This window comes from Pseudosulfitobacter pseudonitzschiae (genome assembly GCF_002222635.1).
Classification (GTDB): domain Bacteria; phylum Pseudomonadota; class Alphaproteobacteria; order Rhodobacterales; family Rhodobacteraceae; genus Pseudosulfitobacter; species Pseudosulfitobacter pseudonitzschiae_A.
Window position 1 is genome coordinate 1,241,464 of record NZ_CP022415.1, and the last position, 17,184, is coordinate 1,258,647.

Genomic DNA, 17,184 nt, shown 5'->3' on the forward strand with positions numbered 1-17,184 from the left:
GGTTACAGGCCCAGTGCCTTGGACACTTCGGCAAGAGCGTCGTATTCCGACTGAAGCCGCGCGCCGAGGGCATCGCCTTTTACGACGTTCGGAACCTCACCCTTGGTCGCCAGGAATTCGACATAGCCGGGATCATTGACCGCCTCTTCAATCACATTTGCCAGCTTCTCAACAATCGCCGGGTCCAGATCTTTGGGGCCAAGGATCGCACGCCACAGCAGGGTTTCTTTGTCGGCCAGTCCAAGAGCTTCAAGCCCGGATGCACCTTCAAGCGCCGGCACGTCCGCTGCCGATGTTACAATCGGGCATTTGGCCTCACCGCTCTGGACATAGGGCAGAACGGTCGAGATCGACCCGCCATAAATGTCCACATGGTCGCCCAAAAAGTTCTGCAAGGTCTCGCCTGCGCCGCCGAATGGAATGGCAATGGCGTCGATATCTTTGGCTTGAAAAATGCGTTCGGCTGCCAACTGCATGGTACCGCCGATTCCGTCATTGCCATAGGTGTACTTGCCGGGGTTGGCTTCGAGCTCGGCCAGAAATTCAGCACCGGTGGTCGCGGGGAAATCGGTTTTAACGCAAAGCGTATAGGCGGTTTCCGAGGTCGACGCGATGGGTGTGAAACTGTCGAGCGAATAGGCCACGTCTTGTACCTGCGGCACAGTAGTCAGCGGGCTGTTCCATGTGGCGAACAGCGCATAGCCGTCCGGTTTGGCCTGCATGAACTGCGATGCACCGACCGAACCTCCGCCGCCGCCGACATTCAGAACGGCGATCGAAGTGCCCAGCATTTCCTCAAGCAGAATGGCCAACTTGCGTGCGCTTGTATCCGTTCCGCCGCCGGCCCCTGCAGGAATGGTCAGTTCGATCGTACGTGCGGGGTATTCCGCGAAAGCTGGTGCCGCTATGGCCGTTGCGGCCATCAGGCCCATCAAAGATGCCTTAAGTGTCATAATCTCTCTCCCTGTGGTTTGGTTTGTTAATTGATGTCGCTGCGATATCGGAACCCGGCTGCGCTGCCGCTTGCAATGCGCCATTCGACCGGTTTGCCCTCGATGTCGAAGGCCGTTCTGCGGATGACCGCGAGCGGGTCATTGATGTTGATGCGAAGCCGTTTCGCGATAACCTCGGACGCCTGCCCAAAGGAGACTTCGTCGATGGCGCGTTTGACCAAAACGCCGAACCGTTCGAAATAAAGGGGGTACAGCAGCGGGCCAAAGGCCGCTTCGGGCAGTTGCTCGAATCCTGCAAATCTGGACGCCGGAATATAGATTTCTTCGGACAGAACCGGCTGGTCCAACAGGCTGCGCAAGCGAACAATCTTGATTGTGTCTTCCGTACCCAGTGCCTCTGCTGCCTCTTTAGGGGCTTTGGCAAGGCTGCGCAGCACCATGTTGCTGGAAGGGATCGAAGGCAGCGCGCCGTCTGACTCGCGGATCGCGAAGAACCGAAACAGCGTCGCATTGAATGAGGGCGCCCGTACAAAAGTGCCGGACCCCTGCCGCCGCTCCAAAAGGCCCTCGTCGACAAGGCCGTCAACCGCTTTGCGAACCGTGCCAACTGACACATCGAACTCGGCAGCAAGGCGCGCCTCGGATGGGATCGGCTGATCCGGGGTCCAGTCACCGGTGCCAATGCGCGCTGTCAGCGTGTCTCTCAGGCGAACATAGGCCGGAAGTCTGGAATCAATTGTCGCGTATCCGTTGTTCATTTCGTCCTCCCGATGTGACTCCTAATACATGTTGACCCATTCAGTCAACTAGTCATATATATGAATTAACGAGGAGGCCACATGATACAGTTCGACTGTCACGCGCATGTATACGAAACGGTAACACCCGTCGACGGCGCGCGTTATGTTCCGGCGTCTCCCGCGCCATTTGCCGATTGGCTGGCCCATCAGGCGGCCCATGGTTTACGTGGCGGCGTGATCGTACAGGTCAGTTTTTTAGGGGCAGACAATTCGCAAATGTGCGAAGCCCTGTCCCAACTGGACACCAGTCGTTTCGCGGGTGTTGGCGTGGTGCCGCTTGAAGTGGACGATGCAGAGTTGGACCGGCTGGTTCGGTCTGGAATGCGTGGTGTCCGGTGGAATCTGGTGCGCGGGGCTGTGGTTCCCGATCTCAGCGCGCATCAAGCTCAACGCTTCTTTGGCAAACTCCGTGACAATGGTTTGCACCTTGAAGTCCATCTCGAAGGCCCGCGCCTTGCGCCTCTTCTGCCTGCGCTGACGGATCAAGGGGTCAATCTGGTAATTGATCATTTTGGCTTGCCATCCGAACCACAACCGAAGAACGATCCGATGATCCGCGCGGTCCGGAAGTTGACCGAATGCAGCGCCCTGTATTTCAAGTTTGCCGCCCACTACCGGGTGCCGTTCGATGTCCAGCCGCACGCGCATGAATTGATGTCCTTGCTGCACGCCAATCGCGTCGTTTGGGGCAGCGATTGGCCACACACACAGCATGAGAACAGCAACTGCTATGACGAGGTCTACTCAATTTCCTCTGAGTGGGGAGAAATTGTGGATCGCAAAGCGGTGGAATGTTTGTACGGTCTCAGAGAATAAGCGATGAACGCAGGCATTGACGCACGCTGCGTCCAATCCAATCAATTCTCCCCACCAAGGCAAAGACCGCTCATCAGCGTTTTTTCAAATTCTGGCGCTTGCAAGATGTATCGTAAATATGTGTGGAACGCTTCGCGTATCCTATTGGATCAAACCACGCGCATTGCAGACCTCGGTGTAGAACGCGCATACGTCTTCTTTCCGCCGATTCTGTGGAAAAACACCCGTTCGCGAGCGCAGAAATAACTGTTCCAAATCCGGGGCGCGCGCCTTGCCTGTCAGGCTTTGCGCATTTGCTGCGATGCAGGAAATATCCTGGCCAGTTTGCGGAGGTTTTGGGCAGCTGTGGCGAGGAGGAATTCGTCATTTGTGCCGCATGCGCTGCCCGGCAGGGTCATGGCGTAGCCATGATCCCGAGAGGGGCCACGTAATCGGAGCCTCCCCAAGCCATGGATGCGTTTGAAGTGCGCTAAGAGCATCTTGACCTTTTCCGGAGCTTCATGGAGATGTCGTATTGGAGGGTCTTCGCAATGTCGCTGGCGACCGGCTCTTGGTCGCGCCTCCTCGGACTGGACCTGTCGGAGCAATGTCGTTTGCGGCATGGATTGCGGCCCGCTTCCCCGCACGGGATCCGGCGTAACAGCCGACGGCCTATGGCGCTCGCGGTAGCATGCAGCACTCGGTCGGTGATACTAAATCCGATCGATTCAGGCGGGAAGCAAATGAGTTCGCCACCTAACGGAGGCCGCGATCAAACGTGGCGCTGCTGACACCTTGTTGCCTTAGGGTGTTCCGGGCGATTTTTTCCGTGGGCGTTCTTGGAAGCGGCGTATCGGTAATCTCGATGTAGCGTGGAACCATATGACGTGGCGCCAGTTTTCTGAAATGATCCAGTAGATCAATCGATTGGACGGCAGATCCTTCCCGCCGCAGGGCCACCAGCATGATGTCCTCTTCAGTGAATTCCGATGGAATTCCAAACGCGGCGCTTTCAACGATATCCGGGTGTTTATTGGCAACCGTCTCCACTTCATAGGCGGAGATGTTCTCGCCACGCCGCCTGATCGCTTCGTTCAGCCGGTGTTTGAAATAGAGCCAGCCTTCTTCATCCATAAAGCCGGCATCTCCGGAATGATACCAAAGGTTCCTGAGCGTCTGCACCGTCTTTCCCTCCGCGCGGTAATAGCCGGAGAACATGCACCAGCTTCTTTTCGGGCGCGAGACGATCTCCCCCACCGCTCCCACCGGGAGCGGCCGGTCCTTTTCGTCGACGATCGCCACCTCCCAATCCGGGTGAGCGCGCCCACAGGATCCGGCCCGCGTTTCTCCCACCTTGTCCAATGTGACAAAGCCGGTTTCGGTCTGCCCGTACCCGGTGACGAGCTGTATGCCGAAGCGGTGCTCGAATGCCTTCTTGTCGGCAACCATGGGAATGCATTGACAGATCCTGGCAGGATTGGCGCCGTCGCTCTCGGACTTTGGCGCACGCATAAGAATGGTGGCCATGGCGCCCAGCAAATTTGTCGCCGTGGCGCCGCTGGTTCGGAGTTGATCCCAGAATCCCGACGCGCTGAAACCGGCCGCAAGCGTTGTCGGGGTGCCGTATATCAGCGGCAGGTAGACCCCGAACATCTGCGCGTCGGTGTGAAAGAGCGGCAGCGCCGAGAAATAGCTGTCGCTGGTCGTATAGCCCAGGTTGTATGCCATCGCTGCCGCCCAAGCGTAGCAATGATGATGGGACATCAATACGCCTTTGGCCGGGCCCGTCGTCCCCGAGGTGTAAAGGATGGCCATCGGATCGGAATACTCCGTATTGGCCAGATCGAAATCCGGCTCCGGCTCAATACACTCCTCGAAAACGACGATCCGGTCGATCCTGATGCCGGCGGCGCGTGCCTCCTCCGGATCGGCTCCCACAGTAATCAGCGTCCGAAGATTCGGCAGGTCCTCCTGAACCTTTGCCAGCTCCGCAAATGCATCCGCGTCCGCGATGAGCGTTTCAGCGCCGCAATTGTTCAGGTTGTGGCAGAGAAGTTCACCCTTCAGGCCCGGGTTGTTCGGCACTTCGATGGCGCCCACATTCGATATCGCGAACCACATCGCGACAAGTTCGAAACAATTGGGAAGCAGCATCGCAACGCGATCGGATTTCCCGACACCCAGTCTGCGTAAACCGCGCGCCAGGCGGCAGGACAAGAGCAGCATGTCCTCGAAACTGGCGGTCTGTCCGCACAGGTCGATGAACTGTTTTTTGCCAAAGCGTTCGGCCTGCTTCAGCAGGATTTTGGACAAGACCCGGTTTTCGATATCGCCGTCATGCTTGCCCGGGATATAGAGGGGTGAAGAGGCATCGACCATCGTCATGGGGCCGTCAGAATTCTTTTGCCCGGGCCTGGGACTCCGGAGTCAGAAAGCCGCGCACTGTGGCACTAGTCTCGAACGCCATGGCGTCCTCAAGGGAGGAATGGAAGCCTTCATTGATGGCGCGCTTGATGTCCGAAACCGCCCGGGCAGGGCGCGCGGTGATTTCCATCGCCAGCATTTCCGCCGCGCCCAAAAGTTCGGCCTCCGGGACAAGCTTCCACGCGATGCCGAGCTCGAGCGCCTTTCGGGCGTCGTGCCGTTCTCCCAGGATCATCAGTTCCTTGGCACTCTGCGGCCCGAGCTGTTTGGTCAGCAACGCCGTCACGCCGCCAGTCACGAACAGCCCGTAGGTAACCTCTGGAAAGAACCAGCGCGTATTGTCCGCGAACAGCCTGAAATCGCAGTTTATCGCCCATTCCAGAGCGCCGCCAACGCACCAGCCATGCACCGCGGCGATGACAATCTTCTGCGATTGCATGATCAGCAAGCTGATGTTCTGAATGGCCTTCACCCATGATTGCGCCGCCTCCTCGGAGTAAGTTTGCGCGTCGAGATCCTTGAGATCGTCCCCGGAGCAGAAGGCACGCCCCGCTCCATGCAGGATGATGACACGGACGGCATCATCCGCTTCGGCGGCCGCAAGCGCATCCGCGAGTTCGTCCACAAGCTGCCGGTTCATGGCATTGAGTCGTTTGGGCCGGTTCAACCTGATCCAGGCAACGGCTCCGTGGTTTTCGGAAATGACTGCGGTTGTCATGATATCCTCCTCATACAATCATCGGTTCGGCGTAAGCGCCCCAGACATCTTTCAACGCCCCGCAGATCTCGCCCAGCGTGGCCCTGGCTTTCACCAACTCTATGGTCTTCGGGAGAAGATTGACGTCATCGGACTGCGCTTGCTGAACAAGTTCGTTCAGAAGCTGCCGGACCTGCGCGCTGTCGCGATTTTTCCGCACCGAATCGAGGCGGTCGATCTGAAGTTGCGTACAGTGTTCGTCATAGGGGTGGGTATCCACCTCGGCCGCGTCGCTCGTTTCGTCCACATAGCGATTGACCCCAACCGAAACCTTCTCTCCGCTATCGATCTTCTTGAAGGACGCATAGGCTGAGTCCGCAAGTTTCTGCTGAAACCAGCCTTCCTCCACCAGCTTAATAGCGCCGCCACGCTCGTCCACCTCAGCCAGCAGCTTCCATACCTCGTTTTCCATGTCCCGCGTGAGGCGCTCGATGAAATAGGAACCACCAAGCGGGTCGACCACCGAGGTGACATTGGTTTCGTCGCGAATGATCTGCTGCGTGCGGATGGCCAGTTTCATCGCCTCTTCTGTCGGGATGGCAAATGCCTCGTCAAGACCGTTGGTGTGCATGCTCTGGCATCCGCCCAGCACCGCGCCGAGTGCCTGAATGGCGGTCCGCATGAGATTGTTCTGGTGCTCAACCTTGGTCAGGCTCATCGCCGCGGTCTGCACATGGACTCGAAGGCGCATGGATTCCGGCTTCTTCGCCTTGAAACGCTCGGCCATGATTTTTGAATAGACGCGCCTCGCCGCCCGGAACTTGCAGACCTGTTCGAAAAAATCCTGATGGCTGATGAAGAAGAACGACAGCCTGGGCGCGAAATCGTCGATATCCATGCCGGCCTCGATAACCTCTTCGCAATAGGCGATGGTAAAAGACATGATAAACGCGATTTCCTGCAAGGCGTTTCCGCCGACATCCGACAGGTGATAGCCGCTAAGGCTGATCGGGTTGATCCTTGGGGTTGCCTTGGCGCTGTACATGATCAGATCGCGCAGTAGCCGGACGGCGGGGCGCACCGGGTAGATCCATTCCTTCTGGGCAACATATTCCTTCAACGGATCGGCCTGCAGCGTCCCGCTCAGCTTGTGCAGGTCGCAACCACGTTGTTCCGCGACGGCGATGAACATCGCATAGATCACCCAGGCCGAGGGGTTGATCGTTAACGAAACCGAGATCTTCTCGAGATCGATCTCATCGAATAGCCGGTCCACATCGTCGATCGTGTCGATCGCGACCCCGACACGCCCCACTTCACCGAGAGCCATGGGATCATCGGAATCCAGACCAAGCAGCGTGGGCAGATCGAAATCGGTCGAGAGTCCGGTCTGACCCGTCCGGATCATATATTTGTAGCGCTGGTTCGTTGCTTCGGGATTGCCGAAACCCGCAACCTGCCGGATTGTCCAGGGACGTGCTCGATACATGCTGGGATAGGCGCCGCGTGTGAACGGGTAAGCGCCCGGAAACCCCAACTCGTCCGCGGGAATGTCCGCGACGTCGGCGGCGGTGTAGATCCGTTTCAGGGGAAGGCCGCATTCCGTCTCGTATACGGGTCTTGCCTCGGGCCTGTTCTCGATCGCGGCCGCCAACTCGTTCGCTTCCCACTTTGCCTGTTTTTCGCGGATGTCGTCGATTGCTTGCTGTGAAAACAGTTTCATGTCTCTGGCTCCCTGTCTTTCCATTCCAGTAGCGCGTATGCGGCGCAGGACGGGTCCATCTCCCGATCCACCACGGCCCGGATGTGGTTTTCGAGCGTGTCGCTCGTCTGATTGAATTTTTGCTGAAACAGATGTTTCGCAGTGCCCAAAATCCGCGTTTCGGCGATGGCACGCAGGCGCCCGGACAATTCGCCGCTTTCGCTCAGATGAGTCCTGTGCCGGCCTATCGCGTCCTTCAAGTCGCCAATGCGCTCGCCCGAAACCGAACTGACCGGAATGACTGGGGGATGCCAAACCGGGTTTCTTCCGGATGGTCCCATGGCCAGCATGCCGTTCAGGGCGGAAACTAGCGCAGCCGCATCGGGCCTGTCGCATTTGCTGACGACGTGGATATCCGCGATTTCCAGGATACCAGCCTTGATCGCCTGTATGTCGTCGCCAAGCCCGGGGGCGGAGAGAACCACGGTCGTGTGGGCCGCGGTCGCGATCTCCACCTCGTCCTGGCCGACGCCGACGGTTTCGATGATGACCGGCGAGTATCCCGCGGCGTCGAGAATATCGACTGCCTGAAGGGTCGACCGGGTGAGACCGCCGAGATGCCCCCGCGTCGCCATGCTGCGCACGAAGGCCTGGCTGACGGTGGCCGCCTCGCTCATGCGCACCCGGTCGCCCAGAATGGCCCCGCCCGAAAACGGACTGCTCGGGTCGATGGCGATAACCCCGACCTTGTGTCCGTCCGAAGCCAAGGCCCTGATCAGGGCAGAGACAAGTGTGGATTTTCCTCCGCCAGGCACGCCGGTGATGCCCACGATATGCGCGTTGCCGGTATGTGTGTAGATTTCCGACAGGGCCCCGGCGGCCTCCGGATATCCGGCCTCGGCTCGCGTGATCATCCGGGAAATCGCCGGAACGCTGCCGGCAAGGATGTCGGGCACAAACTCACGCGAGGGCCTGTAGGCCGCGCGTCCTGCCGGTCTGGTAGACGAAAATACGCTCATATACGGCCACGGGCGGCAACCAGATTCCTGATCGTCGTAACGATCAAATCGGCCCGTGCCTCCTGCGGAACGATTGCGTCGACGCCGCTGTCCCGAAGGGCGGTATAGTCCTGCTTGGGGATGACCCCGCCCGCTACCACGAAAATGTGCTCGGCCTTCTGTTCAAGAAGACAACGGCCCAATTCCCCGAACAGCGGAACGTGAGAGCCTGACAGAAGGCTGACGCCGATGACGTCCACGCCTTCCTGTATGGCGGCGCTGGCGACCTCATCCGCCGACTTGTAGAGGCCGGTATAGACAACCTCCATGCCCGCATCCCTCAGTATCCGTGCGACCACCTTGGCACCGCGGTCGTGCCCATCAAGGCCAAGCTTGGCGACAAGCACCCGGATGGTGCAGGGTGCGCCTGCTTCGGTGCTATCACTGTTGTCCATCGCTTGATCTGTCATGTGCGTCTCCTCCATATGGGCGCCTGTCATCCGGCGGCTGCGCCGGCAAGGCGCCCGGTTGCGGAAAGCACAGCATCGAAAGCGTCGGACATGATCCGCACCCCGAGATCGAGTTCCTCTTCGGAAATCGTCAGCGGCGGCGCGATGCGGAAAACCCCGCCCGTTGCGGGAAGCTTGACGATATTCATGCTCAGGCCCCGCCTGAACGCTTCCTCCGCAATTCGGGCACCAAGTTCGTGGTCGGGTTCACCGTCGCTGCACTCCCTGACGATCTCGACCCCGAGCATGAGCCCACGGCCGCGCACATCGCCGATACAAGCATATCGTTGCTTTAGATCGGACAAGCAGGCGAACAGCCTATCGCCCAATACGCACGCACGATTGACGAGGCCCTCCTCTTCCACGACATCGAGCACGGCTAGGCCGACAGCCGCCGGCAATGGATCGGAAACATGCGTCGTGTAGAACAAGAACCCCCTGTCATGCGCCGTCTCTTCGATCTCGGGCGTCGTCATGACGGCCGAAAGGGGAAGCCCGGCGCCGATGGTCTTGGAAAGTGTAAGGATATCCGGCGTCACGCCATCCCGTTGGAAGGCGAACATGTTACCAGTGCGTCCGATTCCGGTCTGCGCCTCGTCGAGGATGAGCAACATCTCGCGTTCACAGCATTTCTGCTTCAGCGCCGCAAGATACCCCTCCGGAAGCTCCAGCATGCCGCCACTGGACAGGATCGGTTCCGCCACAAAGGCCGCTAGGTTGCCCGTCGACTGACTGTCGATCAGGTTGAACGCGTCATCCAGCTCGGTGCGCCAGTCCAACGAACCATCGGCATGTTTGAAGCGCGGGCGAAAACTGTTGGGAGCCGGAATCGCGAGCGAGCCGACCGCCGCCGGTCCGTATCCCTTTCGCCCCGCGCTGTATGTCGCCGAGGCGGCGGCGGCGGTCATCCCGTGCCAGCTTTTCGAGAACGCAACGATCTCGTGCTTGCCCGTGACAAGCTTCGCCATCCGTATAGCCGCTTCATTCGACTCGGCTCCGGTCGACAGCAGCAAGACTCTGTCGAGGCCCGGCGCCAGCCCGGCAAGGCGTTCCGCAAGCTCGACGACCGGGCGGGACAGCATCCCGCTGAAGAGATGCGCGACCGTTTCGGCCTGCCGGTTCACCGCCGCAACGATTTTCGGATGCGCGTGCCCGAGCAACGCGCTCATCTGTCCGGACGTGAAATCGAGGATAGGTCTGGCGTCGGCATCATAGACGAACGACCCGGCAGCGCGCTCGATGATGGCAGGCTCGAAAGCGCCGCCATACCGTATCAGGTGCTTTTCTGCCGCCGCCCAGAAGCCGCGATCTCGGTTTTTCGACATTTCACAACCTCGCCAGAAACGTTGTTTTGAAATTAGCGGCTGGCGGAGATTCGGTAAAATTGATAATAATCGGATTCAGATATCGATGGAATTGATATGCCGACACTTCTTGATCTCAGGCTGCTGGCGACATTCGTCCGTGCGGCCCACTCCGGAACCCTGAGTGCGACGGCAGTTCAGGTCGGACGCACGCAATCGACGGTCACCATGCAGATACAGCGGCTTGAGGACGCCCTGGGCCAAAGCCTGTTTCACAGAAGTGGCAGCGGGGTCCGCCTTACCGGCAGTGGCGAGCGCTTCCTGGTGTATGCCGAGCGCATTCTCAGGCTTCACGACGAGGCTATTTCGACGCTCTCGGACAAGGGACTGCACGGCTCGATAATCTTCGGATGTCCTGAAGACTATCTGATCGCATTCTTTCCAAAGGTCCTGAAAAGTTTCGGCACCCTGTATCCCGACGTCGAGATCAAGGTCGTCTCGGCGCCGACGGTTGAATTACACGCGCTTTTGCATGCGCGCCGGATCGATCTGGCGCTTGTTTCCACCCCCGACGCGGACAGCACGCAAAACGCAGTTCGGACCGAACCGCTGGTGTGGGTAGGCAGCAAACCGACGCTGGAGCTTCACGGTTTCGGTGACACGGTTCCGATGGCCCTTCCGGCATCGAATGCCATGGACCACAGGGCTGCCTGCGATGCGATGGCCCGGGCCAAATTGCAGTACAAGATAACATTTGCGAGCAACAGCCTTGCCGGATTGATAACCGTCGCGCGCTCGGGGCTGGCTATAAGCGTCATGACTCAGGAAGCCGTCCCGCCGGACCTGTTCATACTCAATGCGCCCCTGCCTCAACTTCCCAGGCTTGGCGTCATAATCTCCTTCGCTGAATCCAAGAGATCGCCAGCCGTCGACGCATTCGCCGCCCACATTCGAAACCTTCTTCCTTTCCTCTAGTCACCTGAATCGGCTCGGATCAAACTTGCGGCAGTAAGGAGAAGAACCGGCTTTGATGAACCGGTGAATATCCGGTCTTTGCCATTCAGCCCGACCGGCTTGCGCTTGCGGTGAATTTATACTTTCCGCCCCTGAACCAAATTACTAAACGGCGGCGTTTCGTTGCATGAAAGGGTGTGTCTCGGAGCGACCTATCTCATTGAAACCATGCCGTAGATAAAGCGAGCCGACAGGGTTCCAGTGCAAATACTCCAATCTAACTGGTAGCCTCAGGCCATCGGCGACCGTGAGGCAGTGCGCGAGAATTGCAGAACCTGTTCTCCGACCTTGATACATGGGAAACAGGTAAAACTCTCCAAATCGAATGTGATCTGTCTGCCTTTGAAACGACAGTGTTCCCAATCTCTGCCCCACGGTGCCGACGCAATGCACCGAGCCGGTTGCGAAGCCGGAGCGGCCATTGGTGACCTACAAGGACGCCGAGCGCGGGGCAGTGATCGATCGTCTGCTCGAAGATCGTGCGGCTGTGGCCAAAATCCTGACCCGAAACGCGAGGGGCCACGATGACACAGATCAAACACGGCCAGTTCACATTCGCCCTTGGCTGGAGTGGCATCATCCACCGCCAGCGTCTGCGCAAGTTTGATCCCGTCGCAGATATAGAGGCGTGGTGAAGCGGATAGCCATCAACTTTTGAATGCCGCCCAGTCCGAAGGCAGTGTATAATCTTCGCGGTCGGGTACGTTGGGCTTATCTAACGGATGCGGCAAGTTGGTTTGCAGTTGCGCGTTCTTGACGAAATCATGTCTGAGCAGGGTTAGCTCAAGAACCGGCGGTACGTTGACGCCAGCAGCCGTGACAAGTGGTGCGCAGTTATTCACATGAGTGTGGACGACAGTGTAATGACGTAGCAATTTGTCCATCATCGCTTCGTATTCTGCAAGTTTACCTGCACGAAACACGCGTCCCATATTGTGCAGTTCAAGCACGACGATGCGAAATCGAGACAATGTGGTGTCGCTGACCGTTGGCAAGGTCGTAAATTCGGCCCCTTCGATGTCCATTTGCAATATCATATCACCGCTCTTCGGAGCGTAGCGCGCGACCCAGTCATCAAGCGTAATGAATTCGCCATCTGTTTCGGGACCGATGAATAATTTGTCGAATGTGGCAAGCGGGTGGTCTTCCACCAATCCCTCAACCGAGGCATCGGCCATAAAAGATGGAACGCCTCGGTTCATCATATCCATGTCAAAATCCATCGAGTCGCTGACGCCTGGAGAGAAGCAGGCCACCAGACCGTCCAACACGTCGGGAACCAGATAACCCCCGTCGCCTGCACCGCCGATGCGAACCAAGGGCACATCGGTTTTGTACGGCATCAGTTTGAAGAGAAAGGATTTGATCCGGGTCTTGGAAAGTCCGGGCTGCAGGTAATACGCGAGGCTAGCTTTGAGATTGCGACGACGGCGTTTGTAGGTATCGGACAAACTGGAGGCTCCTGGCTGGTGTAATCAAAGTGCCACACCATTGCCCGGCAGCGGTTTCGAAAGCAACAACCAAGAGGTTGGAATGCCATCGACTTGCAGCAAAGCCTTGGCGTTGAAAAGGGATTAAGGGTATGCGGCATTTCTCGATGTTTGATGGGGGACTGTTCTCTGGATCACTGTTGTCCTGGGGTGTAAGGCGGGTCAAGAACCCTGTGCCATAGGTTGGCGCGAGTATAGCATGCAGAGCAATTGGAGAGTTAATTTGTTCTATCCTCGATCTTGGCACATCGTGTCTTATCCTAGAAGCGGCAACCATCTGGTCAGAGCAATAATCGAGGCTCACTCCAACAGGCCAACGGAAGGCTGTGTTGGGGCGACGCGGGATAAGCCCATATACAAGAATGCATCGAACGCTTCAGGCGTGATAGAAATAAAATCCTCTGAACCAATAGGGTATAAATCACACTCCTTGCACGAGATTCACGAAAGAAGTCGAACGGCTGGTGATGAAGAGTTGGGTATGGTGCTGATCACCCGCTCCCCTGCAGCGGCCATTTCTTCACATGTGGCACGCATCCTGACCAATAAACGGAAGTATCCTTGGTTAACGAAGCGCAGCAAGATGCGCGTGGTTCAAGACGAGATAGATAAGTATCTTTCCCTTGTTTTCCGATACGTTGCTCACAGCGAGAATTCTAAGATTCATGCCAGATATGAAGACCTTATCTCGAAAGAAGAGCGGGAACATACAGTCAACAGCATCACGGCTCGGCTGGCTATTTCTTCAGAGCTTCAAGATCTGGATGCTGTTTTTAGTTTGGCAAAAGACAGTCAAAGGTCCATCGGAAACCGAGGTGCGGAGTTAAAGCAAGAAATAGCAGAAAGAGTGCAGGAGCGTCTAAGTTATGACGACGTTGAACGGTACTTGAAGGAGTAGATATTCTGCCATCGAACCGCAGCCGCATCTCAATCCATGCCCGACCGTTCACGCGGTCGGGCTTTTTTACGTTCGTGACATTGCTCTTCGCGTATTCTATTTATGTTCCGTTTTACTGGAGGAACGGAATGTGCATTTCAGATATGTGTTCAATACACATTATACTGCACCGATCGGATGAAATAACGCGCTGAAAACAAATATTTCTGACCGTGCGAAAAAGTACGGAATTAACGAACTGCGAATGAAATTTATTACTTTTGGGGAGCATAGCATGGCACAAATCCTGAAACGCTTGACAATAACCTTGGGTATTGGAGTTGTCGCTCCCGTGGCCCACGCCCAGGACGCCATGCAGGATCCGCTCTTTGGCGCACAGGTATTTCAGCTTAACCTGGGCATTGCGGCTCCTGCCAACTCATTGCAAGAGACCCTCACATATCCGAATGGCGGCGGCGCAACTATTCTGACGACCGGTTCACTGGATTTCGGAACCGGCGGCCGCGCAGAGATCAGCTACAGCCGTCCTTGGGGAGATGCGTCACGCTTTTACGTTGAACTGGCAGGGATGCGCGCAATCGGTGAGGAAACGATCCTGATCGTTGGGCCAGCTGCAACGTTCCCAGGGTCTTATGACGATGGGTACCAACTGCCAACCGGATATTCAGTTGCCACCGACGTCAAAACGGAAATGGCTTTTCTCAAGGCCGGGCGCGAGTGGGCTATGAACGACACTTGGCGCGCAAGTGCGGGAGTACAGGTCGGGCAGGTGTCTCAAGAGTTTCAGGCAGAATCGTTTGACACTGCACTTGTATCCAGCAGAACGTTGACCGCTACAGGGTCCAACCAGCTGTTCGGTGTCCAGGGCGGACTTAGTCATTATGTGCCGTTGAACGAAAAGACGGCGCTGCGCTCAACGATGACCTTGGGGGTTATGACAAACTCCTACGACTATGCCTATCGCAACATCGAGACCACCGGTGGGGCGACGGAGCAGGCTGCCGATGCCTCTGGAAACAGCACCGCGTTTTCCGCGGGCGTTTCGGTCGCTCTGGAGCACCAAATGACGACAAACGGATATCTCTCGTTCAAGGTTGGCGTGGGCGGCTTGTTTAACGTCGTCAATGCGGCGGATACGTTTTTGGATCCTGCTGGCACTGCCTCGACTGCAAAGATTGACCACGACAGTATCGTGTCGAGCTACGTCACTGTCGGATACGTCTTCCGTTTCTGATGTTTTTGCGGCGCTGGTCACAGGACCTGGCATGATCGCTATCGGCACGATGCTTGACATCGTTCAACGCCTACCTGTAGGCCTCTATCTGTTGCCTATGTTTCAAACTCCCCTGTAGCCCGACCGTTCATGCGGTCGGGTTTTTACGTTCGTGACATTGCCCCACGCGTGTTCTATTTATGTTCCGTTTTTAACGGAGGCGCAAATGGTCATAGCGGATATGCACGACCATCACGATCTGATCCTCTACTGCACGAACATACGGTGCCATTGGAGAGTGCAGTTCACGCGGGATGAAGCGATCGAGCGGTTTGGATCTGACCTTCCTGCGGACACGCTCCGCAAACGTGCCAAGTGTATCAAGTGCGGCAACGTGGGGGCGGCAACATATATTCAGTATAAGGGGAAGACGGGGATGTTGTAGGGCGGAATTGGGGTAGATCTCAATAGAAGCTCGGGTCGTAAGTTTCCCATATTACGACAAGAAAGATCATAGCTAATATTGCTGCAACGACAATCAGAACTGCCCATCTTGCTCGGTTGGGGCTTAAGTTATCCCAAATCATAAAGCCTCCGCACTTCTGGCAGGGCTTGTTTACGTCTTCCACGTGACGTTTGGTCTTCCATCCACAGTTTGCGCAACGCAGTGGTGCCGGTATTCTTGGTGGCATTTTGTGCTCGTTCTCTGCTTGACTCCCCCAGCTTATCGGTTTTCCAGACTTGAACCAGCTTTCTTACTTTCAAGTGCCCATAGTCGTCAGCTCGGGGCCAGCGCTCTTTGATTTCCACGTATTCAATCTTGCTGCAGCGCGAACAGGGGAACGGCGGTAAATGCAACGGGTGCTTTGGGTCTATCACCGTCAGCAAATCCGACGCTAAGAAATAGATCGAGCGGCGGCACAGATTGCAACGGACCAACAGCAGGCAGCCCTCATTTGCCGCATCCGCAATAGTGCGAAACGGCTTGCCGGGGTGGGGGTGGATAGGCGGGCGTCCTGCTGGCATGGGGTAGAACATATATAGAACGCGCGTTGCCCGTCCAGTGGTCTAATCGGGCTCTTCGCGCAGCCCGACACCTTCGCCAATGACTTGCATCTGATCGGCGGGGTAGGGTTCGAGCAGCTCGAATGCGTCGTCAGGATCGCCGTGTAACCAAGTGTCATAGTGATCAGAGTCGAGAATCAGCGGCATGCGGTTGTGATATTTTGCCGCCAATTCGTTTGGTGAAGTGGTCACCATGGAAAACACCAGCGTGTCGATCACAGTATCACCCACAGTGCCGCGCTGTTGCTTCCAGATGCCGGCGCAAGCAAAGCCTTCAGCTCCGGCTACATTGAACCAGTGGAATGTTGCGGGGTTGCGACCTGTGGCTTCAGCATATGCGGTGGCCGGGATCAGGCACCAGCGATTGGTAAAGCTGTCACTCCAGAGCGATGCCGACCGGATCTTGTCGTCGCGGGTGTTGTTCCACGCCTGTGGCTTGAGCCAGTTGCCGGTCTTCTTCGACTTGTTTGGCGTCAGAAATCCCCAGTGCGATCTGACCAGTGTTCGCTGGCCGTCTTCAGCTGTGACGATTGGAGCCTCATATTTGGGATAGATCGCGGGCAGGGCGGGCATGTTGCCAAGGTCAGTTCGCGCGGCCGGCACGGCGAACAGCTGCCGCATTGCCTCGTGGGGCATCTTGCTGGAGTAAAGGTTGCACATGGGAAATCTGTTATCACGTTGCAGCCTTGTTGAGAACTTGGTCAAGAAAGGCGCGTCAGTGGTATCCAAAACTGTTTCCCAAATCGGTATGTCTACCCCGTAAAATAAGGGTGTATACGGGAAATGGTTGGGAAACGGTTATCGTTTTATTTCAGGTTGCTAGGTCGGTTGGCTGCTCGTTTACACCGAAGATGTCGGGAGTTCGAGCCTCTCACGACCCACCATTTAAATGCCATACTGCATCGTATTGCACAGTGTTGTCGGGTTCTTCGGACCCTAGCGCTCTTGGCTAGAATACTGCCGACAGGATAAGCCACCACAAAAACACGCTGATCACCAAACCGGGTAGGATCCACCATCCTCTAGGCATACCAATGACCTTGGTTAAAGACAGGCGATAGTTCCGTGCGGACTGGGCGTTGGAATACGTCGCTGTCTGCTTTGTTGGTCCATATGTGCACGGGGGGCTCCGTTTGGGTTAATTGTTCGGATCTATCTGACAGATTGTGTGGGGCTAAACTTTGTTCTAAATCAAGTATTGTGGCGACATTCTGAAATAGTGACACATATTCTACCCTTTTTGTCCACGCAGATGCGGCTGTTTGTGGAAATTGATGGGTCACCTAATTTTGGTTTTATGGTTTTGCATTCCACAAATTTTG

Annotated in this window: 15 protein-coding genes and 1 pseudogene; 4 read left to right on the plus strand and 12 right to left on the minus strand. The window is 56.7% G+C overall.

Annotated elements, in window-relative coordinates; genetic code table 11:
* Nucleotides 1–2 precede the first annotated feature (2 nt).
* Together SULPSESMR1_RS05960 and SULPSESMR1_RS05965 are read right to left on the minus strand one after the other, a co-directional pair.
* Complete coding sequence (locus SULPSESMR1_RS05960; RefSeq protein WP_089419991.1) at nucleotides 3–953, minus strand: tripartite tricarboxylate transporter substrate binding protein; 951 nt, start codon at nucleotides 951–953, stop codon at nucleotides 3–5.
* Nucleotides 954–979: 26 nt separating this feature from the next.
* The gene (locus tag SULPSESMR1_RS05965; protein ID WP_089419992.1) at nucleotides 980–1,711 is read right to left on the minus strand and encodes a GntR family transcriptional regulator; all 732 of its coding nucleotides are present in this window, start codon (nucleotides 1,709–1,711) and stop codon (nucleotides 980–982) included.
* Nucleotides 1,712–1,792: 81 nt separating this feature from the next.
* Here SULPSESMR1_RS05965 and SULPSESMR1_RS05970 point away from each other — a divergent pair, with 81 nt between their 5' ends.
* Nucleotides 1,793–2,569 carry an amidohydrolase family protein gene (locus tag SULPSESMR1_RS05970; RefSeq protein ID WP_089419993.1) on the plus strand — a complete coding sequence of 259 codons (777 nt, stop codon included), beginning with the start codon at nucleotides 1,793–1,795 and terminating at the stop codon, nucleotides 2,567–2,569.
* Between the two features lie 278 nt (nucleotides 2,570–2,847).
* Here the strand turns inward: SULPSESMR1_RS05970 and SULPSESMR1_RS05975 are convergent.
* The 7 genes and pseudogenes from SULPSESMR1_RS05975 to SULPSESMR1_RS06005 form a co-directional block, all read right to left on the minus strand.
* Nucleotides 2,848–3,125 (minus strand): annotated as a pseudogene (locus SULPSESMR1_RS05975) (hypothetical protein); the annotation flags it as partial.
* Between the two features lie 179 nt (nucleotides 3,126–3,304).
* Nucleotides 3,305–4,933: an AMP-binding protein gene (locus SULPSESMR1_RS05980; RefSeq protein WP_089419994.1), complete on the minus strand. Its 1,629-nt coding sequence runs from the start codon at nucleotides 4,931–4,933 to the stop codon at nucleotides 3,305–3,307.
* 7 nt (nucleotides 4,934–4,940) lie between these two features.
* Nucleotides 4,941–5,690: an enoyl-CoA hydratase/isomerase family protein gene (locus SULPSESMR1_RS05985; RefSeq protein WP_089422180.1), complete on the minus strand. Its 750-nt coding sequence runs from the start codon at nucleotides 5,688–5,690 to the stop codon at nucleotides 4,941–4,943.
* 10 nt (nucleotides 5,691–5,700) lie between these two features.
* Nucleotides 5,701–7,392 (minus strand): methylmalonyl-CoA mutase family protein, encoded by a 1,692-nt coding sequence (locus tag SULPSESMR1_RS05990; protein ID WP_089419995.1) that lies wholly within the window; start codon nucleotides 7,390–7,392, stop codon nucleotides 5,701–5,703.
* On the minus strand, nucleotides 7,389–8,327 hold the full coding sequence (gene meaB / locus SULPSESMR1_RS05995) for a methylmalonyl Co-A mutase-associated GTPase MeaB (protein WP_240311459.1): 939 nt from the start codon (nucleotides 8,325–8,327) through the stop codon (nucleotides 7,389–7,391). The genes SULPSESMR1_RS05990 and meaB overlap by 4 nt, the downstream gene beginning before the upstream one ends.
* 59 nt (nucleotides 8,328–8,386) lie before the next feature.
* A complete protein-coding gene (locus SULPSESMR1_RS06000) occupies nucleotides 8,387–8,839 on the minus strand; it encodes a cobalamin B12-binding domain-containing protein (RefSeq protein ID WP_198362860.1) in 453 nt (150 codons plus the stop codon).
* A 26-nt stretch (nucleotides 8,840–8,865) separates the two neighbouring features.
* Nucleotides 8,866–10,203: an aspartate aminotransferase family protein gene (locus SULPSESMR1_RS06005; RefSeq protein WP_089419998.1), complete on the minus strand. Its 1,338-nt coding sequence runs from the start codon at nucleotides 10,201–10,203 to the stop codon at nucleotides 8,866–8,868.
* Between the two features lie 96 nt (nucleotides 10,204–10,299).
* Between SULPSESMR1_RS06005 and SULPSESMR1_RS06010 the strand changes: the two genes are divergently transcribed.
* Nucleotides 10,300–11,157, plus strand: coding sequence for a LysR family transcriptional regulator (locus tag SULPSESMR1_RS06010; protein WP_089419999.1), 858 nt, complete (start codon nucleotides 10,300–10,302; stop codon nucleotides 11,155–11,157).
* 686 nt (nucleotides 11,158–11,843) lie between these two features.
* Here the strand turns inward: SULPSESMR1_RS06010 and SULPSESMR1_RS06020 are convergent.
* Nucleotides 11,844–12,647: an FkbM family methyltransferase gene (locus SULPSESMR1_RS06020; protein ID WP_089420000.1), complete on the minus strand. Its 804-nt coding sequence runs from the start codon at nucleotides 12,645–12,647 to the stop codon at nucleotides 11,844–11,846.
* Nucleotides 12,648–13,167: 520 nt separating this feature from the next.
* Here SULPSESMR1_RS06020 and SULPSESMR1_RS06025 point away from each other — a divergent pair.
* Both SULPSESMR1_RS06025 and SULPSESMR1_RS06030 read left to right on the plus strand, forming a co-directional pair.
* Complete coding sequence (locus tag SULPSESMR1_RS06025; protein ID WP_089420001.1) at nucleotides 13,168–13,584, plus strand: hypothetical protein; 417 nt, start codon at nucleotides 13,168–13,170, stop codon at nucleotides 13,582–13,584.
* Between the two features lie 274 nt (nucleotides 13,585–13,858).
* Nucleotides 13,859–14,818: a hypothetical protein gene (locus SULPSESMR1_RS06030; RefSeq protein WP_089420002.1), complete on the plus strand. Its 960-nt coding sequence runs from the start codon at nucleotides 13,859–13,861 to the stop codon at nucleotides 14,816–14,818.
* A gap of 552 nt (nucleotides 14,819–15,370) precedes the next feature.
* On the opposite strand, the gene SULPSESMR1_RS24930 is transcribed toward SULPSESMR1_RS06030, so the two are convergent.
* Together SULPSESMR1_RS24930 and SULPSESMR1_RS06040 are read right to left on the minus strand one after the other, a co-directional pair.
* A complete protein-coding gene (locus tag SULPSESMR1_RS24930; RefSeq protein ID WP_157728974.1) occupies nucleotides 15,371–15,835 on the minus strand; it encodes a hypothetical protein in 465 nt (154 codons plus the stop codon).
* 30 nt (nucleotides 15,836–15,865) lie between these two features.
* Nucleotides 15,866–16,591, minus strand: a complete 726-nt coding sequence (locus SULPSESMR1_RS06040) for an SOS response-associated peptidase (protein WP_240311222.1) — start codon at nucleotides 16,589–16,591, stop codon at nucleotides 15,866–15,868.
* Nucleotides 16,592–17,184 lie beyond the last annotated feature (593 nt).